Source organism: Bradyrhizobium sp. Kon10 (assembly GCF_055807395.1).
The window spans coordinates 95,505-117,692 of record NZ_JBVVOZ010000001.1 but is presented as its reverse complement, the minus strand read 5'-3'; the positions used below and the strand labels follow the sequence as shown (position 1 = coordinate 117,692).

Here is a 22,188-nt window from a genome sequence, read left to right as displayed (position 1 = left end):
CATGACGCATGATTTTGCCGCCGGCAATTATCGCTTCATTCCGTCCGTGTTCCAGTATTCGGCCGGTGCGGCGGCGGACGACGGCTACGAGATCGAGCGCGTCCGGTTCGATCGCCTGGTGCCGTTGGCCGAAGGGTTTGCGCTCGCGGCGAAGTATATCCAGCAGGCGGGGCGCCCGCTGACGGCGTTCTGCGCCTGCGAACTCCGCTCACCGGCGGCTTTCAGCGAGGAAGGCTTTCGCGCGTTCAACCTGCTCTATGTCACAACGCTGTCGGAATGGGGAATCTTCGACGGCACCACCAATCCGGTCGCACGCAGCAATGTCTGTCCGGAGATCGATCCGCCGTCCGAGCCGTCGTTCTACGCGTTCTCCTTCACACGCCCCACGCGGTCGAAGGCGCCGTCCTTCGTGATCGCCGGCGGTGCCGAAGCGCGCGAAGGCGGCGGCACTTACGTCGAGCGGACCGTGCGCTACCGTGATCTCAGCCCGGAGGGTTTGCGCGAGAAGGTGCGGTTCACCACGACGTCGCAGATGGAGAGCCGGATGGCCGCCTTCGGCTTCGGCTGGAAGGACACCACGGGCGTGCAGGCTTATTCCGTCCACGACTTCCACCACGCACTTGTCGACGAACTGGTTCGCCGCGGCGCGCTGCGCTCCGGTCTGACATGGCACTTTGCCCGGCCGCCGGTGATCGATCTCGAATACGAGATGGATTGCCGGCGCGTGATGCGTGAGATCGTGATCTAGTTGGGACGCCGGGGTCAGGTCCGGCGAGGGCTCTTGCAGGCCGCACAGCAAAAAAATCGAAAAACAACCCCATGCACAGTAGCCGGTGACAGCGAAATCAAGGACTTGCCGGCGTGCCACGGTGTATTGCGGATTTTGCGAAATCGTTTGACGCGTCGGGCAAAACAGGGGCATGATGCCATCATCGCGGCAGGTGGGACGGAGGTCCTCTCCCGCAAGCGGTTGAGCGAGCCCACCGCCAATCGAATCAACCTGAAGCCATTTCGCCAGCCTTTTCGTCCCTAGTCTAGCGCTGGCGCGGGTCGAGCGCGTCGCGCAGGCCGTCGCCGAGCAGGTTCAGCGACAACACCACGAGGAAGATCGCCAGGCCCGGCCAGATTGCCATCCATGGCGCCTGGGTGAGGAAGCGCTGCGCCGCGTTGAGCATGCTGCCCCAGGACGGCGCCGGCGGCTGCTGACCGAGGCCGAGGAACGAAAGGGCGGCCTCCGCGATGATCGCGGCGGCGATCGAGAGCGTCGCCTGCACCAGCAGCGCCGGCAGGATGTTCGGCAGGATATGCGAGAATGCGATGCGCCAGCCGGGGTTGCCGAGCGCGCGCGCGGCTTCGACATAGTCCTCGGCCTTGACGCTCAGGACCTGGCCGCGGGTCAGGCGAATGAAGATCGGGGTGGCCGAAATGCCGATCGCGATCATGGCGTTGGTGAGGCTCGGACCGAGAAATGCGGCGAGCGCAATCGCCAGAATCAGGAACGGGCAGGCCAGCATCGCATCGGTGATCCGGCTGATCAGCGCGTCGACAAATCCGCCGCGATAGCCGGCGACAAGGCCTAGCGGCACGCCGATGCCGAGCGCGATCACAACCGAGATCAGGCCGGCGAGCAGCGAGGCCCGCGCCCCGTAGACGACGCGGCTGAGGATGTCGCGGCCGAGCTCGTCGGTGCCGAACCAGTGCGACGCGTTCGGCGGCTTGCGCACCAGGCTCCAGCTCGTCGCGATGGGATCATAGGGCACGATGAGCGGAGCGAGCAGCGCAAGGCCGATGAACATCGTGATCGCGACCAGGCCGAAGACCGCGGCTTTGCGCTTGAACAACCGCCGCCGGGCGCGGCGCGCCGGGCTGTCGAGCTCGTAGGCTTGCGTGAGGGGGCTGGCGGGCAGTGCGGCGTCGGTCATAGCTCTAGCCTCGTAGCCGCGGATTGACGAGGATATAGGCGACGTCGGCAATGAGATTCAGCGTGATGTAGACGGTGGCGGTCACCAGCACCACGCCCTGCACGACGGCGTAGTCGCGGTTGAACACGGCGTCCACGATCAGCTTGCCGAAGCCGGGAATGGAGAAGATCTGCTCGGTCAGCACCGCGCCGGACAACAGCGTACCGAGCTCGAGCGCGCCGAGCGTGATGATGGGCGTCAGCGCATTGCGCATGGCATGTTTGAGGATCACCGAGCGCTCGGAAAGGCCCTTCGCGCGCGCGGTGCGGACATAATCGCTTTCCAGCACCTGGAGCATGGCGCTGCGGGTATGCCGCATGAGAACCGCGGAAATGGCGTTGCCGAGCACGAAGGCCGGCATGATGGTGGCCGCAAGGCTCATGCGCCAATTCTCGGTGAGCGACACGTAGCCCGAGGCGGGCAGCCAGCCGAGCTCGATCGAGAACAGGAAGATCAGCATGATCCCGAGCCAGAAATTCGGCGTCGAGATACCCCACAGCGCGAACAGATTGGCGCCGTAGTCCCAGGCCGTTCCCTTCTTCACGGCGGCAACGATGCCGGCGGGGATGCCGATCAGGAAGGCGATGATGATCGCCATCGAACCGAGCTGCAGTGTCACCGGCAGCTTTTGCGCAATCAGCTCGCGGACCGGCATCTTGTTGCGCAGGGACTCGCCGAAATCGCCCCGGAGCACGCCGCCGATCCAATAGGCGTATTGCACCGGGATCGGCTGGTCGAGGCGGTACTGATGTCGAATCTGTTCGATGACCGCCGGATCGCGCTCCTCGCCCGCCATCACCAGCGCCGGATCGCCCGGCAACAATTGCTGCAGTGAGAAGATCAGCACCGAAACGAAGAACAGTGTCGGCACGATCTGCACGATGCGGCGGGCGAGGAAATTCAGCATCCTCTCGTCACTTCAGCTTGAGCCCAACCACGCGCACCAGGCCGTCAGGCATCTGCCTGTAGCCTTCGAGCTTGGTCGTGTGCGCGATGATGATGCGACGATGGTAGAGATACAGGATCGGTTCTTCGTTCTGGACCAGCTTTGTCAACGCTTCGTAGCTGGCCTTGCGCTTGCCGGGATCGGTGACCAATCTCGCCTCGTCGAGCGCCTTGTCGGCGTCGGCGTTGCTCCAGGCGCTGTAATTCTGCGGCGCATCGCTGTGCAGGAAGATGTAGCTATTGCCGTCGGGATCAACGCGGCCGCTCCAGGCCAGCATGTAGGCCTGGTAGTCGCCGGCCTCGGCCTGCTTGAGCCCGGTCGCAAATTCGGTGACGCGGATCTTCATGTCGAAGCCGGCCTCAGCCGCCATCGACTGGATTACTTGCGCAGGTGTTTCCGTTTCCGCGCCCTTTGGCACGAGGAAGTCGACGCTCACCGGCGGTGTCACACCGGCCTCCTTCAGCAGCGCCTTGGCTTTCTCGACATTGCGGGGGCGGACCGGAAAGGCCTTCTGGTAGTAGGGGTGGTCCGGATTGATCCACTGGTTGCCGGGCTGGAACTCACCGTTGAACACCACCTGGTTGATGGCCTCGCGATCGATGGCAAGGTCGAGGGCCTGCCGCACCTTGGCTGATTGGCTCAGCGGTCCCTTGGCCTTGTCCTTGCCGATGTTAAGCGTGACGCCCTGATAGCCGAGCTCGATGGCGGTTGCGACCTTCAAGCGCGAGTCGGCCCGTACATCCTTGAGATCGGTCGCCAGCACGCGTTCGATCAGGTCAAGTGCGCCGGATTTCAGGTTCGCCAGCCGGACGGTGGCGTCGACGATGGGCTGGAATACGATGCGATCGATGAAGACGTTGTCCTTGTTCCAATAGTCGGCGAACTTCTCGAACACGATGCGGTCCTGCTGCACGCGCTCGACGAATTTGTAGGGGCCGGCGCAGACCGGGTGCAGACCGAACTTGTCGCCGGCTGCCTTCGCAGCTTTCGGCGACACCATCATGCCGGCGCGATCTGTGAGCTGGGCAAGCAGGGGCGAAAACGGTGACTTAAGCACCAGCTTGATGGTGAGGGGATCAACGACATCGATGTGGTCGACCGAGGCGAGCTCCGGCTTGCGGAACGAGCCGGGGAGGGTCAGATGGCGCTCCAGCGAGAATTTGGCGGCCTCCGCGTCGAACGATTCGCCGTCGTGGAATTTCACGCCGGGCCTGAGCTTGATGACGAGGCCTTTGCCGTCATCGACCGTCTCGCTCGACAGCGCGAGCTGCGGCACGATGTTGAGCTTCTCGTCGATGTCGAACAGCTTGTCGCAGAAAGCGGAGAAAACGATGCGCCCGACATAGGTGCGTGCCAGGGTCGGATCGAGGATATCGGGATCCTCAGCGAGGCCGATACGCAGCGTGGTCTGCGCCTGGGCGGCCCCAAGCGACAGCAGGAACGCAGCCGCGGTTGCGGCCAGGCGAAATATCTTCATCGGACAGTCCCCATTGCTCCGGCTACGTTGTTGCAGGCCTTGCACTCTGTATACCAACCCCGGCCGGGCTCGCGCCTTCCGTCTTTCGGCTGAAGGCTGCGACTAATTTTGCCAGTTCCGGCGTGAACCCGCCCGCTGTGGGCAGGATGCTGTCCGCCGGAGGCAGCTCGCTGACGCGATGGCAGGCGGTGGCGTGGCCAACCTCGTCTGCCCCCAACGCGGGCGCCTCGGTGCGGCAACGGTCGATCACGAAGGGACAGCGGGTGTGGAAGCAACAGCCGGCTGGCGGATTGAGCGCGCTCGGGATCTCGCCTTGCAACACGACCTTCGCCCGCCTGGCGCGAGGCTGAGGCACCGGGATCGCTGACAACAGCGCGCGGCTATAGGGGTGGCGCGGCGCGGCGAACAGCGCATCCGCCTCGGCCGTCTCGACGATCTGGCCGAGATTCATCACGGCGACATGGTCGGCGATGTGCTTGACCACCGCGAGATCATGCGAGACGAAGATGTAGGCGAGGCCGAGCCGATCCTGGAGCTCGCGCAGGAGATTGAGGATCTGCGAGCGGATCGAGACGTCGAGCGCCGAGACCGGCTCGTCGCAAATGATCAGCTTGGGCTCGACCGCGAGCGCGCGGGCGATCGCGATGCGCTGGCGCTGGCCGCCGGAGAACTCGTGCGGATAGCGCCGCGCCAGCCGCGGCTCCAGGCCGACCAGCCGCAAAAACTCCTCGACACGTTCGCGCCGCCGCGCCGGCGGCACCAGATTGTGCAGCGCCAGCGGCTCGGTGAGGATCTGGCCGACGGTCATGCGCGGGTTGAGCGAGGCGTAGGGATCCTGGAAGATGATCTGCGCCTCGCGGCGGAACGCGCGCAAGCCGCCGGCGTCGAGCGCGAGGAGATCGCGCCCGTCGAAGCGCACGCTGCCTGCATCCGGCTCGATCAGCCGCAACACGAGGCGGCTGACGGTGGATTTGCCGCAGCCGGATTCGCCGACCAGGGCCAGCGTCTTGCCGGCCTCGAGCGAAAATGACACGCCATCGACCGCTTTGACATGCGCCAACGCCCGGCCGAACAGCGAGCGCTCGGCGACGAAATGCTTGACCAGGCCTTGGACCTCGAGCAACGCCATCACGACACCAGACGTTCGAGCGGCGCGCGGATGCAGCGCGAGAGATGGCCCAAGCTGGTTTCGACCAGCGGCGGCGGCGCCTTGGTGCAGGCCTCCAGCACAAACGGGCAGCGCGCGGCGAAGCGGCAGCCTTCGGGCGGCTGCGCCATGTTCGGGACCATGCCCTCGATCGTCGCTAGCTGCTCGGCGCGGTGGTCGAGCCGCGGAATCGAGCCGAGCAGGCCGACCGTATAGGGATGTTGCGGCGCCGCGAACAGGGCGTCGACCGGCGCGCGCTCGACGATCTCGCCGGCATACATCACCGCGACCTCGTCGCAGACCTCGGCGACCACGCCGAGGTCGTGGGTGATCAGGATGATGGCAGCGCCGCTCGCGGCCTTCAACTCGCGCATAAGCTCCAGGATCTGCGCCTGCAGGGTGACGTCGAGCGCGGTGGTCGGCTCGTCGGCGATCAGCAGGCGCGGGTCGCAGGCGAGCGCCATCGCGATCATCACGCGCTGGCGCATGCCGCCGGAGAGCTTGTGCGGATATTCGTCGATGCGCCGCTCGGGCGACGGGATGTGGACGCGGCGCAGCAGGTCGATCGCCCGCTCGCGCGCGCTCTTTCGCGAGCCGCCACGGTGACGCAGGATCGTTTCCATGATCTGGTCGCCGATGGTAAAACTCGGGTTGAGCGAGGTCATCGGCTCCTGGAAGATCATCGCGAGCCGGTTGCCGCGGAGGTCGCGTAGCGTCTGGTCCGAGGTCTTCAGGAGGTCGAACCCGTCGAAGTGGATCGCGCCTGATATTTCCGCGCTTTGTTTCGGCAACAGTCCCATGATCGCCAGCGACGTCACGCTCTTGCCGCAGCCGGATTCGCCGACCAGGCCGAGCGTCGCGCCATTGGTGACACTGAGGTCGACGCTGTCGACCGCGTGGGTGACCCGGCCGTCGTCGCCGTGGAAGCGGATACGCAGATCCTTGATCTCGATGAGCGGGCTCGCGCTCATGATTGCCTAGCGCGCGCCGCGGCGATGCTGGCGTCGATCACGCTGCGATCGGTGTTGCCAGCCGGGTTCTGCCGGGTCGGCAGCGAGCCACGGAAGTGGACCCAGAGTTCGTGACTGACCTGTTCGAGCCGTTCGAGCTCGCCAAGGGGATCGGGATGATCATCGGCGCGAATGTCCAGCGCCGGCCATTCCTCCTCGCCATGAATCAGGAGAGCTGCCGACTGCTTGCCCCGCTTGTCGCCGCCGGCGGCCTCGCCCGCACGCATCGCCGCGAGTAGGCGGCGCGGGAAGGGCAGGCTGTTATTGGCGATATAGGTTTTGGCGGTCTCACTGAGCACGTCGGCGCCGGCGAGCATGTTGCCGGCCACGGAGTAGCCGCTGCCTGCGATATGCCCGCACCAATCGACGCAATCTCGGCCGGTATGCGCGGCGATCTCGCCACTGGCGTCCATGATGTGGACTTGCCGGCTTTCGCGGCCGTCGTCGGTCGCGAGTACCGCGGCGAGCACGTCATGCGCGTTGAGACCTTGACACAACAGCTTGAGGCCATCGATGCCGTAGTAAGGATTGACGAAGGCCTGCGTCGCGACGGCGCCGACGCCAGCGGCGATATAGGGCACGCGTGCCCCGACGGCGAAGAAGCGGGTCGCAACCGCGATGCCGAACTGGCCGGTAGCAGAATCGCGCGCGATGATCGACCAGGTCATATGTTGTCCATCAGCGCCCGGCGGCGTAGCCCTGCATGCCGCGTGGATTGGCGGCGGCACGGCGGCGTACCCCGACCCGCGAGGCCGCGGTCAACCGGCCCTCGGACCAGTCCGGTCCGATCTCGACGATATGCCCGCGCTCGCGCAGGTTCTCGATCGTTGCGTTGGGGATGCGATTCTCGACCACGAGCACGCCGGGGCGCGCGGTGCGCGGCCAAAACGAGATCGGGAAATGCTCGGAGTGCCAGGCCGGTGCGTCGATGGCTTCCTGGAGATTGAGGTTGCAATGAACGTGGCGCAGAAAGAACTGCGTGATCCATTGATCCTGCTGGTCGCCGCCGGGCGAGCCCCAGGCAAGGTACGGCTCGCCGTCGCGCAGCGCCATGCTCGGCGACAACGTGGTGCGCGGCCGCTTGCCCGGCGCGAGCGAGCTCGGTTGGTTCTCCTCCAAATCGAACATTTGTGCGCGGCTGCCGAGGCAGAAACCCAGCTCGGGAATGACAGGTGAGGATTGCAGCCAGCCCCCCGACGGCGTCGACGACACCATGTTGCCGGCATTGTCGATGATGTCGAAATGCACGGTGTCGCCGCGCACCTCGCCGAAGCGCCCCACGGTCGGTTCGCCGGCGCCGAGCGCGCCGACGGCCTCGCGCTGGCCTTCGGCGCGGCGCAACTTGACAACGCCGCCAAAGCCCTCGACCGCGCCAGGCCGGAGATCGAGCGAAGCTTTCTCGGTAACCAACTTGCGACGTTCGTCGTTGTAAGCGTCTGACAGCAGCGTCGCGATCGGGATCTCGCTGAATTTGGGATCGCCGTAGAATTTTTCGCGGTCGGCGAATGCGAGCTTTGCGCATTCGATCTGGAGATGGATGAATTCAGGCCCGGTCGGATCGAGCCCGTCGAGCGCAAAGCCCTTCAACAGCGCGAGTTGTTGCAGCGTCACCGGGCCCTGGCTCCAGACGCCGGCCTTGCAGACCGTGTAGCGGCCATAATCATAGGTGAGGGGAGCCTCGATGGTCGGCTGCCAGCGCGCCATGTCGTCGGCCGAGAGCACGCCGCGGTGCGGGGAGCCGCTGACGTCCATCACGTCTTGCGTTCGGCAGAATTTGTCGATGGCCTCCGCAACGAAGCCTTGCGACCAGGCCTTGCGCGCGCGCTCGATCTCGGCATCGCGGCCTCCGCCGCCGCTCTCCGCTTCGCTGAGGATGCGGGCGTAGGTCGCTGCCAGCGTCTTGTTGGTGAAGAGCGTGCCGGGCCTCGGCACCTCGCCATTCGGCAGGTAAACCGCGGCCGAGGTCGGCCAGTGCTTACGGAACAATTGCTCGACGGTCTGAATCGTGGCGCAGGCCCGCTCGACCAGGGGATAGCCGTCGCGCGCATAGGAAATCGCGGGCTCCAGCACGTCGCGCAGCCGCAGCGTGCCGTAGTCGCGCAGCAGCATCATCCAGGACTCGAACGTGCCGGGCACGCAGGCCGCGAGCAGGCCGGTGCCAGGCACCATGTCGAGGCCCTCGCTCTTGTAATGCGCGATCGTGGCGCGGGCCGGGGCCGGACCCTGGCCGCAGATCACCTCGGTGTGGCCGCGCTTGACGTCATGGACGATGATCGGCACATCGCCGCCGGGGCCGTTCAGATGCGGCTCGACCACCTGGAGCGTAAAGGCGGTGGCGACGCCGGCATCGAAGGCATTGCCGCCCTTTTCCAGCGTGGCCATGCCGACGGCGGTCGCGATCCAATGCGTGGTGGCGACCACCCCGAACGTGCCTTCGATTTCAGGCCTCGTCGTGAAGGGATCGGGATTGACAATGCTGGCCATGGCTCACCTCACTTGCGGCGCGCGCAATTGATCACAGGCGATGCCCTGCCGCCAATGCGCGGGCCGCATGGCACGCGCGCGTCACGCCGGGACCGGCACGCTGTTAACCGCATGACAGGCGACACCGTCGATCAGTTCCGGAACCTGCTTGCGGCAGAGGTCGAACGCCAGCGGGCAGCGCGGATTGAAGGCGCAGCCCGGTGGCGGATTGATCGGATTCGGGATCTCGCCCTTGACCGGAATGCGCTGGCGGCCGCTCATCGCAAGATCAGGCACGGCGCCGAGCAGCATCTTGGTGTAGGGCATGCGCGGGCGGGCGAACAACTCCTTGCCTTCCGCGATCTCGACGATACGGCCGAGATACATCACGCCGACGCGGCTCGCCATGTGGCGGACGACCGCGAGGTTATGGCTGATGAACATGTAGGTCAGGCCGAACTTGTCCTGGAGGTCACGCATCAGGTTGAGGATCTGCGCCTGCACGGAGACATCCAGCGCCGAGGTCGGCTCGTCGCAGACGATGAATTCGGCGTCGGAGGCGAGCGCCCGCGCGATCGCGATGCGCTGGCGCTGGCCGCCGGAGAATTCGTGCGGAAATTTCAGCCGGTCGTCGGGATGCAGACCGACCAGGCTGAGGAGTTCGCCGACGCGGCCCTGGATGTCGCGCTCGCCCTGGATCAGGTCGAAGGCGCGGATCGGCTCCGAGATGATGGCATCGACCCGGAAGCGCGGATTGAGGCTCGCATAGGGATCCTGGAAGATCATCTGGATGCGGCGGCGCAGTTTCCGCCGCGCCTGGGCCTGGCGCGGATCGGTCATCGAGATGCCGTCGATCAAGACGTTGCCGGAACTCGGCGGCAGCAGGCCGACGACCATCCGCGCCACCGTGGTCTTGCCGGAGCCGGACTCGCCGACCAGCGCAAAGGTCTCGCCCTTCCTGATGTCGAAAGTGACGCCGTCGACAGCCTTGAGATATTCGAGCTGCCCGCCTTCGAGCGCGCGATTGAGCCAGGGCTTCGAGACGTCGAAGACGCGGCGCAGATTGGTGGCCTGGACGAAGGGGACGCTCATGCCGCGCTCTCCGCCGGCACGCCGTCATAGAGGTGGCAGGCGACCGATTGGGCGCCGCGCGGCAGCGGCTCCGGCCGCTCCACGCGGCAGCGATCGAAAGCGAATGCGCAGCGCGGATTGAACGAACAGCCCCGCGGGATCGCCGACAGCCGCGGCATCGAGCCGGGAATCTGCATCAGACGCTTGTCGTCGCCGGCAAGCGTCGGGATCGCGCCCATCAAGCCCTTGGCGTAAGGGTGCAGCGGATTCCTGACCACGTCCTGCACCGGACCGATCTCCGCGACGCGGCCGGCATACATCACCGCGACGCGGTCGGAGGTCTCGGCGATCACGCCCATGTCGTGGGTCACCAGCATCACCGCGGTGCCGTGGTCGCGTCCGAGCCGCTTGATCAACGAGATGATCTGCGCCTGCACGGAAACGTCGAGCGCGGTGGTCGGCTCGTCCGCGATGATCAACTCCGGCTCGGCGCAGATCGCGAGCGCAATCACCACGCGCTGGCGCATGCCGCCGGAGAATTCGTGCGGATAGCCGTCGATGCGCTTGTCGGGCGCCGGGATGCCGACCTCGGCGAGCAGGTCGATCGCCCGGCGGCGCGCGGCGGTCTCGGACAGGTTCAGATGTGTCCTGATCGTCTCCACGATCTGGTCGCCGATCTTGTACAGCGGATTGAGCGAGGTGAGGGGATCCTGGAAGATCATGCCGATGCGTTTTCCGCGGACGCGGCGCATTTCCTCCGGCGGCAGATTGTCGATGCGCAGGCCGGACAGGCGGATCTCGCCGCCCGAGATGCGGCCCGGCGGATCGATCAGGCCAATCACCGCGAGCCCCGTGACCGACTTGCCGGCACCGGATTCGCCGACAACACCGAGCACCTCGCCCTTGGCGATGTCGAAGGAGACGCCGTCGATCGCGCGCAACGTGCCGCGGCGTGAGGCGAACTCGACTTGAAGATTGCGGACGGAGAGAACGGGTTCGGTCATGAGAGAGGGATACTCATCGGAGCTTTGGATTGAGCGCGTCGCGCAGCCAGTCGCCGAGCAGATTGATCGACAGGATCAGCGCTGCGAGTGCGAATCCGGGGAAGGCGACGATCCACCATTCGCCCGCGAACAGATAATTGTTGCCGATGCGGATCAGCGTTCCCAGCGACGGCATGGTCTCCGGCATGCCCGAACCGAGGAACGACAATGTCGCCTCGGTGATGATGGCGAGCGCGAGATTGATGGTGGCGATCACGAGAATCGGCCCCATCGTGTTCGGCAGCACGTGCCGCAGCATGATCACGGGGGCGGGCAGGCCAATGAGTTGGGCGGCGGCGACATAGTCCTTGTTCTTCTCGACCATGACGGAGCCGCGCACCGTGCGGGCGTATTGCACCCAAAAGCTCAACCCGATCGCGAAGACCAGGACGGCCAGCATGCTCATCTCGTCGAGCTTGTTGCCGAAAACCGATTTGGCGATGCCGTTGATCAGGAGCGCGATCAGGATCGCCGGAAATGAAAGCTGCACGTCGGCGATGCGCATGATCAGCCCGTCGACGGCCCCGCCGAAATAGCCGGCCGTCAGCCCGAGCAGGATGCCGATCGCGCCGGAAAAGACGACGCCGAGCACGCCGACGAGCAGCGAGATGCGTAAGCCGTAGAGAATCGCAGACAGCACGTCGCGACCCTGTTCGTCGGTGCCGAGCAGGAACGGGCTCTGGCCATCTGCGGTCCAGAGCGGCGAGATGCGCGAATTCATCAGCTGGAGCTGCGCCGGGTCGAACGGATTTTGCACCGAGAACACGGGGGCAAAGATCGCGATCAGGAAGAACAGCAGCGTCACCGCCGCCGCGACCATGGTGATCTTGGAGCGGCGGAATGAATAGAACAGGTCGCTGTCGAGCGCGCGTTTGAACCAGCCCGGCGCGGCGGCGCGCGAGCCGCGTTCTTCGACCTTGTGCGGGACGACGGCTTCGCTCATTCAATGTGCCCGGCTGATCGTCGAGCGCAGCCGCGGATCGACGATGGTGTAGAGGATATCAACCACGAGATTGATGGTGACGAAGATCAGCGACACCATCATCAGATAGGCGGCCATGATCGGGATATCGACATTCTGCACGGCCTGCACGAACAGCAGCCCCATGCCGGGCCACTGGAACACGGTCTCGGTGATGATTGCGAAAGCAATTACCGAGCCAAATTGCAGGCCGGCCACCGTGATGACGGGGATCAGCGTGTTGCGCAGCGCATGACCGTAATGGATGGCGCGGGTGGTGAGGCCCCGGGCACGGGCAAAGCGGATGTAGTCGGTGCGCATGACTTCGAGCATCTCGGTGCGGACCAGTCGCATGATCAGCGTCATCTGGAACAGGCCCAGCGTGATCGAGGGCATGATCAGCGCCTTCAGTCCCGACAGCGTCAGCAGACCCGTCGTCCACCAGCCGATATGAACGACGTCGCCGCGCCCGAACGAGGGCAGCCAGCCGAGGGTCACCGAGAACAGGTAGATCATGAGAATGCCGATCAGGAAGGTCGGCAGCGAGATGCCGACCAGCGAGACCGCCTGGAATATGTGCGTGAGCCAGGAGTCGCGGCGGAGCGCCGAATAAACTCCCATCAGGATGCCGCAGAGCATCGCGAAGATGGTGGCGCAGATCGCGAGCTCCAGTGTCGCGGGCATCCGCTCCATCAGCAGATTGGCGACGGGCAGGCGGAACTGGTAGGACACGCCGAACTTGAACTGCGCGGCGTTGCCGATATAGCGGCCGAACTGCACGATCACCGGGTCGTCGAGGCCCAGCGATTTTCGGATCGCGGCGCGTTCGGCGCCCGACGTATCCATCCCGACCATCTGATTCACGGGATCGCCGGCGAAGCGGAACATCGAGAAGGAGATGATCCCGACCGCAATCATGACGCCAATGGCCTGGATGGCCCGGCGCAGTGTGAAAGCGAGCATCTGTTCCTTTCACATATCTTCAGGGGCACGCATCATTGCGTTAGCCCGAAACAGCAAGTCCCGGAAGCCATGTCTTGGTAGTATTGGCTTCCGGGACTTCACAACTGGTCGGCGCCTATTCGTCCTGCTTGGTCGCCCAGTACAACATCACCATGTTGTCGGCACGCTGGGTCAGCTTGACCTTCTTGGAAACGCCCCAGGCGAGCGCCTGCTGGTGCAGCGGGACATAGGCCCAGTCCTTCATCGAGATCTCGAACGCCTGCTTGATCAGGAGATCGCGCTTGGTCTGGTCGGATTCCACGAGGACCTTGTCGGCGATTTCGTCGAACTGCTTGTTGCAATAACCGGCGAGATTGGCTTCGCCGCGGTTGGGATCCTTGGGATCGTCGCGGCAGCCCATGATGTCGTGCAGCACGTTGTGCGAGTCGAGCGTATCCGGGGTCCAGCCCAGCATGAACAGCGAGGTCTTGTAGCCGCCGGGCTTGAGCACCTTGGCGAAATACTGGGCCTTCGGCTGCGCCAGCAGGTCAACCTTGATGTTGATGCGGGCGAGCATGCCGACGATCGCCTGACAGATCGCTGCGTCATTGACGTAGCGATCGTTCGGGCAGTCCATCGTCACCTCGAAACCATCAGGATAGCCGGCGTCCGCGAGGAGCTTCTTGGCGGCTTCGGGATCGAGCTTAGGCCGGGTGAAGTCCTTCGACAGCGGAAAGATCTCCGGCGCAACCATCAGCGCGGACGGCGTGGAGAGCCCGCGCATGACGCGATTCTTGATCAGGTCGATGTCGATCGCCCGGTAGACGGCTTCGCGGACGCGAACGTCCTTGAACGGGTTCTTGCCCTTGACGTTGGAGTACAACAGCTCGTCGCGCGACTGATCCATGCCGACGAAGATGGTGCGGAGCTCAGGTCCCGTCAGCACGGTGGCGTTCGGGCTCGCCTTGACGCGATCGATGTCCTGGACCGGAACCGGCTCGATCACGTCGACCTCGCCGGACAACAGCGCCGCAACACGCGTGGCGGGGTTGGCGATCGGCGTGAAGACGATCTCCTTCAGGTTATGTTCCGGCTTGCGCCACCAGTTCGGGTTGACCTTGAAGACGGTCTTCACGCCCGGCTGATGGCTCTCGATCATGAAGGGACCGGTGCCGTTTTCATGGAGCGAGGCGTAGCTGGGGGTCGTGGCGGCCGCCGGCGTCGGCGCCACCGCGTCGTTCGCCTCTGCCCATTTCTTGTCCATGATGTACCAGGTCGCCCACAACGCCGTCAGGATGGGATTGGGCGAGGTCAGGACGACATCGACGGTGTAATCGTCGACCTTGACGAACTTGGCATCGGCGGGAACACGGCTCTGGAAATTCGAGCCTTTCGCTCGCACGCGCTCGGCCGAGAACACCACGTCGTCAGCGGTGAAGGGGTCGCCGTTGTGGAATGTCACGCCCTTGCGGAGGTGAAAGCGCCAGCGCGTCGGCTCCGGCGTCTCCCAGCTTTCGGCGAGCGCCGGGATGATCTTCAGGTCCTTGCCGCGGGCAACCAGGCCCTCATAGACGTGACCGAGATGCGCACTGGTGGTCGACTCGTTCAGCGTGTAGGGGTCGAGCGATTTCAGCTCACCCTGGTTGGCATAACGCAGCGTCTGGCTCGACGCCGGCGAAACCGCCAACGCAAGCGCACCGGCGAGCGTCGCCGCAAACAAACTTCGTCCGACTGACATTCTTGACCCTCTCCACTGCCCGCACCGTGATTTTTGATTGTTCGGCGGGGCTGATCGATCCATGTTGCCCAGAGTTCTCGACCCGTGCAAGCGCCATTCCAGCAAGGAACGCGCCAAGTTGCGCCGCTTTGCAGCAATCCAGGGCGGCAATCCGGGTGGACCGAGGCGGCATTCGACTTTTGATTGACCATATCCGCCGATTGCGCAAGCCCGCGCCCGCCACCCGCCTCAGGTCGCTTGCGTCGCACCACAACTCGCGGCGATACTGTGCTACGCCGCTCGAATCTCATCTGGAGGGGACATGAAAGTTAACATCGAAATCGACTGCACCCCTCTCGAAGCCCGCCAGTTCATCGGATTGCCGGATGTGTCGCCGATGCAGGTTGCTGTGATGGAAAAGCTGCAGCAGCAGGTGTTGAGCAACATCGACAAGGTCTCGCCGGAATCGCTGATCCAGAGCTGGTTCACCTTCGATCCCAAGATCGCGGAACGGTTTCAGGACATGTTCGTCACCATGGCCGGTCTCGGCACCCCGCGCAGCGGCGACAAGAAGAAATAATGCGGCCCCAGCCGCAGGATTCAGACCGGCTTCGTCCGCCGGGGCTTGGTCTGCTGCTTGCCGAAGCGCGCAGCCTTTTCGAACTCAACCTCAGCTTGTTGCTGTCGCCGGTGCTGATGCGTGCGCCCAGGGGCGACGGCCATCCGGTGCTGGCGCTGCCGGGCTTTCTTGCCAGCGATCTGTCGATGGCGCCGATGCGGCGCTATCTCAGCGAGCTCGGCTACGATGCGCATGCCTTGCGGATGGGCCGCAATCTCGGCGGCATGGCGCGGATGCGCCAGGGGTTGCGCGCCCGCCTCGCCGAAATCCATGCCGCGAGCGGACGCAAGGTCAGCCTGGTCGGATGGAGCCTCGGCGGCGTCTATGCCCGCCATCTCGCGCTTGAAGCGCCAGAGATGGTCCGCAATGTCATCACGCTTGGCAGCCCTTTTGCCAACGATGTGCGGGCGACCAATGCGACGGTGCTCTACGAGATGATGTCCGGCGAGCGTGTCGAGGATTTCGCCGAGCTGCGCGAGGCGATCGCCGGCGACCTTCCGGTGCCGGCGACGTCGATCTATTCGCGCGCCGACGGCATCGTGAACTGGCGGACCTGTCTCCTGCGTCCGTCCGACCGCGCCGAGAACATCGAGGTGCACCTGGCGAGCCATATCGGGCTCGGCGTCAACCCCGCCGCGCTTTGGGCCGTGGCCGACCGCCTGGCGCAACCGGAGGGAGAGTTCTGGCCGTTTGACCGCGGCGGGCCGTTTGCCATTGCATATGCCCCGCCGGAACGGGCAGTATCGACCTGACGAGAAGCGCCAGCCAAGGCGCCCGTCAAGACTCTCGGGAGGGAACTATGGCTGACGGTAAGAAGCTGTCGTCGCTGGACGCGTCATTTTTGTATCTGGAAACGCCGGAAATGCCGATGCATGTCGGCAGCATGGCGATCTTTCGCCTGCCCGACGACTACAAGGGCGATTTCTTCGAAGACTTCAAGGCGATGATCGTCTCGCGCCTGCATATCGCGCCGATCCTGAAGGCACGGCTGGAGAAGGCGCCGCTCGACATCGACCATCCCTCTTGGGTCGAGGACGACCAGTTCGACATCGACCGTCACATCTTTCGCGCCAGCCTGCCGGCGCCGCGCGACCGCGCCACGCTCGAGCGCATCGTCGGCTGGATGCACGCCAAGCTCCTGAACCGGGCCCGCCCGCTCTGGGAGTTCTACGTGTTCGAGGGCATGAAGGACAACGAGGTCGGGCTCTACTCCAAGATGCACCATGCCGCCATCGACGGCGGCGCCGGTGCGGCGCTGACCAACATGATTTACGACATCTCGCCGATCCCGCGGAAGGTCGATCCGCCGGCGGCCGGCGCGAAGTCCGGACAGGAGCCGCGCGACATCGCCGCGAACCTGCTTGATTCCTATCAGCAGCTGTTCACCCAACCGCTCGACGCCTCGACCGCCGCCCGGAATCTGCAACTGCCGCGCACCGGCAAGAGCGACATCGGTTCGATCCTGTTCGACAATGCGATGTACCAGATCGAGAGTGCAGTGCGCTTTGCCGGGAACATCCCGACCATGGTCAAGAGCGTCTCCGACGTGCTCGGCAAGATCTCCGATCCGAAGTCGCGCGAGAGCCTCGCCAGCATAGTGTCGCCGCCGACCATGCTCAACAAGTCCATTTCCTCAGAGCGCAGCTTTGCCGGCGTGTCGATCTCGCTGTCGCGGGCGAAGGCGCTGGCCAAGCAGGCCGGAGGCAAGCTCAACGACGTGGTGCTGGCGCTCGCCTCCGGCGTGGTCCGCCGCTACCTTCAGCAGTACGGCACGCTGCCCGCGAAATCGCTGACCGCGGCCGTGCCGATCTCGCTGCGCGAGGAGGGCAACACCGAGGCAAACAACCAGGTGTTCGGCATGATCTGCTCGATCGCGACCAACATCGACGACCCCAAGGCGCGGCTCGAAGCCATCATCGCGCAATCGACCAAGTCCAAGGAGATGTCCCATCCGCTGCGGGCACTGATGCCGCAGGTGTCCAACATCTCGATGCTGGGTGCGCCGATCATCGTGCAGATCATGGCGCTGCTCTACAGCCGCTCGGACCTGTCGGACGTGCTGCCGCCGGCTGCGAACATCACGGTGTCCAATGTGCCGGGGCCGCGGCAGACGCTTTATGCGGCCGGCGCGGAGCTGCTGCACATCTTCCCGGTGTCGATCTCGACGCACGGGCAGGCGCTCAACATCACCGTGCAGAGCTACCGCGACCAGCTCGATTTCGGCTTCATCGTCGGCGCCAACATCATTCCGCATGTTCAGGTGATGTGCGACATGCTGCCCGAGGAGTTCGCCGCGCTGGAAGCCGCCTATGCGCCGCCGGCGGCCGAGATCAAGGGCGCCGCCGAGTAGGAAATTCATGATGATTGAAATGCCGCCGCTCAAGTTCGCGCAGACGAACGGAATCCGCATGGGCTATTACGAGGCGGGCCCGGTCACCGACACTCCGCCCATTGTGCTGTGTCACGGCTGGCCCGAGCTCGCGTTCTCCTGGCGTCACCAGCTCAAGGCGCTGAGCGAAGCCGGCATCCGCGTGATCGCGCCGGATCAGCGCGGCTATGGCGCGACCGACCGGCCCGAGCCGGTCGAGGCTTACGACATGGAGCACCTGACCTCCGATCTCGTCGGTCTGCTCGATCATCTCGGGATCGAGAAGGCGATCTTCGTCGGCCATGACTGGGGCGGCTTCGTCGTCTGGCAAATGCCGCTGCGGCACCCCACGCGCGTTGCGGGCGTGGTCGGCGTCAACACCCCGCATTGGGATCGCGCGCCGATGGATCCGATTGTGCTGTTCCGCCAGCGCTTCGGCGACCAGATGTATATCGTCCAGTTCCAGGATCCAGCGCGGGAGCCCGATCGGATTTTCGGCAGCCGCGTCGACCAGACCTTTGATGCGTTCATGCGCAAGCCGTTGTCGCGGCCGGAGGCGAAGCCTTCTGAGGCGCCGGTTGCGGGCGTCGGCGCCTCGTCGAAGACGAACCTGGCTTTTCCGCAGATGGTCGCGGCCTACGACGCCAAGCTCGATCCGCGCATGCCGATCCTGTCGACTGAGGAGAAGAAGGTGTTCGTCGATACCTTCACGAGGACCGGCTTCACCGGCGGCATCAATTGGTACCGCAACTTCACCCGCAACTGGGAGCGCACGAAGGGACTGGACCATCACGTCCACGTGCCGTCATTGATGATCATGGCCGAGAACGACGCGGTGCTGCCGCCGTCGGCAGCCGACGGCATGGAGAAGCTCGTGCCCGATCTGGAGAAGTACCTGGTCAGGGACAGCGGCCATTGGACGCAGCAGGAGAAGCCGGAAGAGGTCAGCGCCAAGCTGATCGAATGGCGTAGAAGGCGGTTTGGCTAGGGCTCGTCATTGCGAACTCGTCATTGCGAGGAGCGAAGCGACGAAGCAATCCAGTCTGCCTCCGCGGATATATTTCTGGATTGCTTCGCTTCGCTCGCAATGACGACATTGAGGCAGGGGGACTACATTTCGATGTCATCCAAGAACCGACTGGATCCGATCCCGCAGCCGCCGACCAAGCCGGTGGTCGGCAACATGCTGTCGCTGGATTCGGCGGCTCCCGTTCAGCATCTGACCCGGCTTGCCAAGGAGCTCGGTCCGATCTTCTGGCTCGACATGATGGGCTCGCCGATCGTTGTCGTCTCCGGCCACGATCTCGTGGACGAGCTTTCGGACGAGAAGCGTTTCGACAAGGCCGTGCGCGGGGCATTGCGGCGGGTGCGCGCAGTCGGCGGCGACGGCCTGTTCACGGCCGACACCAAGGAGCCGAACTGGAGCAAGGCACACAACATCCTGCTGCAGCCCTTCGGCAACCGCGCCATGCAGTCCTACCACCCGAGCATGGTCGATATCGCCGAGCAGCTGGTCCAGAAATGGAGCAGGCTCAATGCCGACGACGAGATCGACGTCGTTCACGACATGACGGCGCTGACGTTGGACACGATCGGCCTCTGCGGGTTCGACTACCGCTTCAACTCGTTCTACCGGCGCGACTATCACCCTTTTGTCGAGTCGCTGGTGCGCTCGCTCGAAACCATCATGATGACCCGCGGCCTGCCGTTCGAGCAGCTCTGGATGCAGAAGCGGCGCAGGACGATGAGCGAGGACGTCGATTTCATGAACCGGATGGTCGACGAGATCATCGCCGAACGCCGCAAAGGCGCAGAGGCCGTCGACGACAAGAAAGACATGCTGGCCGCGATGATGACCGGCGTCGACCGCTCGACCGGCGATCAGCTCGACGACGTCAACATCCGTTACCAGATCAACACCTTCCTGATCGCGGGCCACGAGACCACCAGCGGCTTGTTGTCCTGTACGCTGTATGCGCTGCTGAAGCACCCGGACATCCTCAAGAAGGCCTATGACGAGGTCGACCGCGTGTTCGGACCCGACGTCGACGTCAGGCCGACCTACCAGCAGGTGACGCAGCTCACCTACATCACGCAGATCCTGAAAGAGGCGCTGCGGCTGTGGCCGCCGGCGCCGGCCTACGGCATCTCGCCGCTGAAGGACGAGACCATCGGCGGCGGCAAGTACAAACTCAGGAAAGGCACGTTCGTCACGATTTTGGTGACGGCGCTGCATCGCGACCCCAGCGTCTGGGGGCCCAATCCCGATGCTTTCGATCCCGAGAACTTCAGCAAGGAAGCGGAGGCCAAGCGGCCGGTCAATGCCTGGAAGCCGTTCGGCAACGGCCAGCGCGCGTGTATCGGCCGTGGCTTCGCGATGCACGAGGCGGCGCTTGCGCTCGGCATGATCCTGCAGCGCTTCAGGCTGGTCGACCATCAGCGCTATCAGATGCACTTGAAGGAAACCCTGACGATGAAGCCGGAAGGCTTCAAGCTCAAGGTGCGGCCGCGCGCCGAGCGCGAGCGCGGCGCCTATGGTGGACCTGCCGTGGCGCCGGCGGGCGCCGGCACCGCCGCGCCGCGTGTCGCCGCGCGCCCCGGGCACAACACGCCGCTGCTCGTGCTGTACGGTTCCAATCTCGGCACGGCGGAAGAGCTCGCGACCCGGGTCGCCGATCTTGCCGAAGTCAACGGCTTTGCGACCAAGCTCGCGGCGCTCGACGATTATGCCGGCAAACTGCCGGAACAGGGCGGCGTTCTGATCTTCTGTGCCTCCTATAACGGCGCACCGCCGGACAACGCCACCGAGTTCGTCAAATGGCTGCATGGCGACGCATCAGAGCAAGCGCTGACGAAGGTGCGCTACGCCGTGTTCGGCTGCGGCAACAGCGATTGGGCCGCGACCTATCAGTCGGTGCCGCGCTTCATCGACGACCAACTCGCAGCCCGTGGTGCGCGCAGTCTCTACGCGCGGGGCGAGGGCGATGCGCGGAGCGATCTCGACGGCCAGTTCGAAAAATGGTTCGCGGCTGCCGCCCCTGCGGCCATGAAGGAATGGGGCCTTACCTCGGACTTCAGCCGCGGCGCCGATGACCAACCGCTTTACAAGGTCGAGCCGGTGGCGCCGGGTGCGGTCAATGCGATCGCAGCGCTCGGTGGGGTCGTCGCGATGAAGCTGCTCGTCAATGAGGAGCTTCAGAACAAGAGCGGGCCAAATCCGTCGGAGCGTTCCACGCGCCACATCGAGGTGCAGTTGCCGCAAGGCGTGAGCTACCGCGTCGGCGATCATCTCAGCGTGGTGCCGCGCAACGACCCGGCGCTCGTCGATGCGGTGGCGCGACGCTTCGGTTTCCTGCCGGCCGACCAGATCAGATTGCAGGTCGCCGAGGGACGCCGCGCGCAATTGCCGGTCGGGGACAGTGTGTCGGTGGGACAGCTTCTGACTGATTTCGTCGAGCTGCAGCAGGTCGCGACCCGTAAGCATATCCAGGTCATGTCGGAGCATACGCGCTGTCCGGTGACCAAGCCGAAGCTGCTCGCTCTTGTCGGCGATGAAGCCGACGCCGGCGAGCGCTATCGCGCCGAGATCTTGACCAGGCGCAAATCGGTGTTCGATCTGCTCACGGAACATCCGGCCTGCGAGCTGCCGTTCCACGCCTATCTCGAAATGCTTTCCCTGCTCGCTCCGCGCTACTACTCGATTTCGTCCTCGCCATTGCTCGATGCCAGCCGCTGCAGCATCACGGTCGGCGTGGTCGGCGGCCCGGCTGCGTCCGGCCGCGGCCTCTACAAGGGCATCTGTTCGAATTATCTCAGCGAGCGCCGTACGGGCGAAACGATCTACGCCATAGTGCGCGAGACCAAGGCCGGCTTCCGTCTGCCGGATGATTCATCGGTGCCGATCATCATGATCGGCCCGGGCACGGGACTGGCGCCGTTCCGCGGCTTCCTCCAAGAGCGCGCCGCGCGCAAAGGGAAGGGAGCCACCCTTGGTCCCGCGATGTTGTTCTTCGGCTGCCGCCATCCTGAGCAGGACTATCTCTATGCCGACGAGCTGAAAGCCCTGGCGGCAGATGGTGTGACTGAACTCTTCACCGCGTTCTCGCGCGCCGATGAACCGAAGACCTATGTGCAACATCTCCTTGCCGCGCAAAAGGACAAGGTCTGGCCGCTGATCGAGCAGGGCGCCATCGTCTATGTCTGCGGCGACGGCGGCAAGATGGAGCCGGACGTGAAGGCCGCGCTCGTCGCCATCCATCGCGAGAAGAGCGGCGGCGATACGGCCACGGGCACGCGCTGGATCGAGGACCTCGGTGCGAAGAACCGCTATGTGCTTGACGTTTGGGCGGCTGGGTAGCCCGGCTTGTAGCCCGGATGGAGCGCAGCGCTCTTTCGTCACGCGAGCGCTTCCCGGATTGCGCGTCGCTCCATCCGGGCTACGAAGCTGCGAAGCAAATCGTGCT

18 protein-coding genes are annotated in these 22,188 nt (G+C 64.6%); 6 read left to right on the top strand and 12 right to left on the bottom strand.

The features are described 5' to 3' along the window. Position 1 precedes the first annotated feature (1 nt). Entirely contained in the window at positions 2–748 is a 747-nt protein-coding gene (gene cnbZ, locus AC0L2O_RS00535) for a 2-amino-5-chloromuconate deaminase CnbZ (RefSeq protein ID WP_473368316.1), read from the top strand. Positions 749–1,034: 286 nt separating this feature from the next. On the opposite strand, the gene AC0L2O_RS00530 is transcribed toward cnbZ, so the two are convergent. From AC0L2O_RS00530 to AC0L2O_RS00475, 12 genes are all read right to left on the bottom strand, one after another. Beyond that, positions 1,035–1,922 (bottom strand): ABC transporter permease, encoded by an 888-nt coding sequence (locus AC0L2O_RS00530; protein WP_473368315.1) that lies wholly within the window; start codon positions 1,920–1,922, stop codon positions 1,035–1,037. Positions 1,923–1,926: 4 nt separating this feature from the next. Next, positions 1,927–2,868: an ABC transporter permease gene (locus tag AC0L2O_RS00525; RefSeq protein ID WP_369725439.1), complete on the bottom strand. Its 942-nt coding sequence runs from the start codon at positions 2,866–2,868 to the stop codon at positions 1,927–1,929. 7 nt (positions 2,869–2,875) lie between these two features. Further along, the gene (locus AC0L2O_RS00520; RefSeq protein ID WP_473368314.1) at positions 2,876–4,384 is read right to left on the bottom strand and encodes an ABC transporter substrate-binding protein; all 1,509 of its coding nucleotides are present in this window, start codon (positions 4,382–4,384) and stop codon (positions 2,876–2,878) included. A gap of 22 nt (positions 4,385–4,406) precedes the next feature. After that, positions 4,407–5,513, bottom strand: coding sequence for an ABC transporter ATP-binding protein (locus tag AC0L2O_RS00515; protein WP_473368313.1), 1,107 nt, complete (start codon positions 5,511–5,513; stop codon positions 4,407–4,409). After that, positions 5,513–6,502 (bottom strand): ABC transporter ATP-binding protein, encoded by a 990-nt coding sequence (locus AC0L2O_RS00510; protein WP_473368312.1) that lies wholly within the window; start codon positions 6,500–6,502, stop codon positions 5,513–5,515. Before AC0L2O_RS00510 ends, AC0L2O_RS00515 begins: the two co-directional genes overlap by 1 nt. Then, positions 6,499–7,209 (bottom strand): DUF1028 domain-containing protein, encoded by a 711-nt coding sequence (locus AC0L2O_RS00505; protein ID WP_473368311.1) that lies wholly within the window; start codon positions 7,207–7,209, stop codon positions 6,499–6,501. The genes AC0L2O_RS00510 and AC0L2O_RS00505 overlap by 4 nt, the downstream gene beginning before the upstream one ends. 10 nt (positions 7,210–7,219) lie before the next feature. Then, complete coding sequence (locus AC0L2O_RS00500) at positions 7,220–9,025, bottom strand: gamma-glutamyltransferase family protein (protein ID WP_473368310.1); 1,806 nt, start codon at positions 9,023–9,025, stop codon at positions 7,220–7,222. Positions 9,026–9,106: 81 nt separating this feature from the next. Then, positions 9,107–10,096, bottom strand: coding sequence for an ABC transporter ATP-binding protein (locus tag AC0L2O_RS00495; RefSeq protein WP_473368309.1), 990 nt, complete (start codon positions 10,094–10,096; stop codon positions 9,107–9,109). Further along, the gene (locus AC0L2O_RS00490; protein ID WP_473368308.1) at positions 10,093–11,079 is read right to left on the bottom strand and encodes an ABC transporter ATP-binding protein; all 987 of its coding nucleotides are present in this window, start codon (positions 11,077–11,079) and stop codon (positions 10,093–10,095) included. Before AC0L2O_RS00490 ends, AC0L2O_RS00495 begins: the two co-directional genes overlap by 4 nt. 13 nt (positions 11,080–11,092) lie before the next feature. Beyond that, positions 11,093–12,061 (bottom strand): ABC transporter permease, encoded by a 969-nt coding sequence (locus AC0L2O_RS00485; protein ID WP_409189606.1) that lies wholly within the window; start codon positions 12,059–12,061, stop codon positions 11,093–11,095. Continuing rightward, positions 12,062–13,042: an ABC transporter permease gene (locus AC0L2O_RS00480; protein ID WP_369725424.1), complete on the bottom strand. Its 981-nt coding sequence runs from the start codon at positions 13,040–13,042 to the stop codon at positions 12,062–12,064. A 115-nt stretch (positions 13,043–13,157) separates the two neighbouring features. Then, entirely contained in the window at positions 13,158–14,759 is a 1,602-nt protein-coding gene (locus AC0L2O_RS00475; RefSeq protein ID WP_473368307.1) for an ABC transporter substrate-binding protein, read from the bottom strand. 301 nt (positions 14,760–15,060) lie between these two features. On the opposite strand from AC0L2O_RS00475, the gene AC0L2O_RS00470 reads away from it, so the two are divergent. The 5 genes from AC0L2O_RS00470 (at position 15,061) to AC0L2O_RS00450 (ending at position 22,082) form a co-directional block, all read left to right on the top strand. Continuing rightward, positions 15,061–15,318 (top strand): DUF6489 family protein, encoded by a 258-nt coding sequence (locus AC0L2O_RS00470; protein WP_369725422.1) that lies wholly within the window; start codon positions 15,061–15,063, stop codon positions 15,316–15,318. Continuing rightward, positions 15,318–16,109 (top strand): esterase/lipase family protein, encoded by a 792-nt coding sequence (locus AC0L2O_RS00465; protein ID WP_473368306.1) that lies wholly within the window; start codon positions 15,318–15,320, stop codon positions 16,107–16,109. Before AC0L2O_RS00470 ends, AC0L2O_RS00465 begins: the two co-directional genes overlap by 1 nt. Positions 16,110–16,156: 47 nt before the next feature. Then, a complete protein-coding gene (locus tag AC0L2O_RS00460; protein ID WP_473368305.1) occupies positions 16,157–17,707 on the top strand; it encodes a wax ester/triacylglycerol synthase family O-acyltransferase in 1,551 nt (516 codons plus the stop codon). A gap of 10 nt (positions 17,708–17,717) precedes the next feature. Then, the gene (locus tag AC0L2O_RS00455) at positions 17,718–18,713 is read left to right on the top strand and encodes an alpha/beta fold hydrolase (RefSeq protein ID WP_473368655.1); all 996 of its coding nucleotides are present in this window, start codon (positions 17,718–17,720) and stop codon (positions 18,711–18,713) included. 132 nt (positions 18,714–18,845) lie between these two features. Beyond that, complete coding sequence (locus AC0L2O_RS00450) at positions 18,846–22,082, top strand: bifunctional cytochrome P450/NADPH--P450 reductase (protein WP_473368304.1); 3,237 nt, start codon at positions 18,846–18,848, stop codon at positions 22,080–22,082. Positions 22,083–22,188 lie beyond the last annotated feature (106 nt).

Coding starts and splice junctions, on each gene's coding strand:
- cnbZ (WP_473368316.1), top strand. CDS start 2: ATGACGCATGATTTTGCCGCCGGCAATTATCGCTTCATTCCGTCCGTG.
- AC0L2O_RS00530 (WP_473368315.1), bottom strand. CDS start 1,922: ATGACCGACGCCGCACTGCCCGCCAGCCCCCTCACGCAAGCCTACGAG.
- AC0L2O_RS00525 (WP_369725439.1), bottom strand. CDS start 2,868: ATGCTGAATTTCCTCGCCCGCCGCATCGTGCAGATCGTGCCGACACTG.
- AC0L2O_RS00520 (WP_473368314.1), bottom strand. CDS start 4,384: ATGAAGATATTTCGCCTGGCCGCAACCGCGGCTGCGTTCCTGCTGTCG.
- AC0L2O_RS00515 (WP_473368313.1), bottom strand. CDS start 5,513: ATGGCGTTGCTCGAGGTCCAAGGCCTGGTCAAGCATTTCGTCGCCGAG.
- AC0L2O_RS00510 (WP_473368312.1), bottom strand. CDS start 6,502: ATGAGCGCGAGCCCGCTCATCGAGATCAAGGATCTGCGTATCCGCTTC.
- AC0L2O_RS00505 (WP_473368311.1), bottom strand. CDS start 7,209: ATGACCTGGTCGATCATCGCGCGCGATTCTGCTACCGGCCAGTTCGGC.
- AC0L2O_RS00500 (WP_473368310.1), bottom strand. CDS start 9,025: ATGGCCAGCATTGTCAATCCCGATCCCTTCACGACGAGGCCTGAAATC.
- AC0L2O_RS00495 (WP_473368309.1), bottom strand. CDS start 10,096: ATGAGCGTCCCCTTCGTCCAGGCCACCAATCTGCGCCGCGTCTTCGAC.
- AC0L2O_RS00490 (WP_473368308.1), bottom strand. CDS start 11,079: ATGACCGAACCCGTTCTCTCCGTCCGCAATCTTCAAGTCGAGTTCGCC.
- AC0L2O_RS00485 (WP_409189606.1), bottom strand. CDS start 12,061: ATGAGCGAAGCCGTCGTCCCGCACAAGGTCGAAGAACGCGGCTCGCGC.
- AC0L2O_RS00480 (WP_369725424.1), bottom strand. CDS start 13,042: ATGCTCGCTTTCACACTGCGCCGGGCCATCCAGGCCATTGGCGTCATG.
- AC0L2O_RS00475 (WP_473368307.1), bottom strand. CDS start 14,759: ATGTCAGTCGGACGAAGTTTGTTTGCGGCGACGCTCGCCGGTGCGCTT.
- AC0L2O_RS00470 (WP_369725422.1), top strand. CDS start 15,061: ATGAAAGTTAACATCGAAATCGACTGCACCCCTCTCGAAGCCCGCCAG.
- AC0L2O_RS00465 (WP_473368306.1), top strand. CDS start 15,318: ATGCGGCCCCAGCCGCAGGATTCAGACCGGCTTCGTCCGCCGGGGCTT.
- AC0L2O_RS00460 (WP_473368305.1), top strand. CDS start 16,157: ATGGCTGACGGTAAGAAGCTGTCGTCGCTGGACGCGTCATTTTTGTAT.
- AC0L2O_RS00455 (WP_473368655.1), top strand. CDS start 17,718: ATGATTGAAATGCCGCCGCTCAAGTTCGCGCAGACGAACGGAATCCGC.
- AC0L2O_RS00450 (WP_473368304.1), top strand. CDS start 18,846: ATGTCATCCAAGAACCGACTGGATCCGATCCCGCAGCCGCCGACCAAG.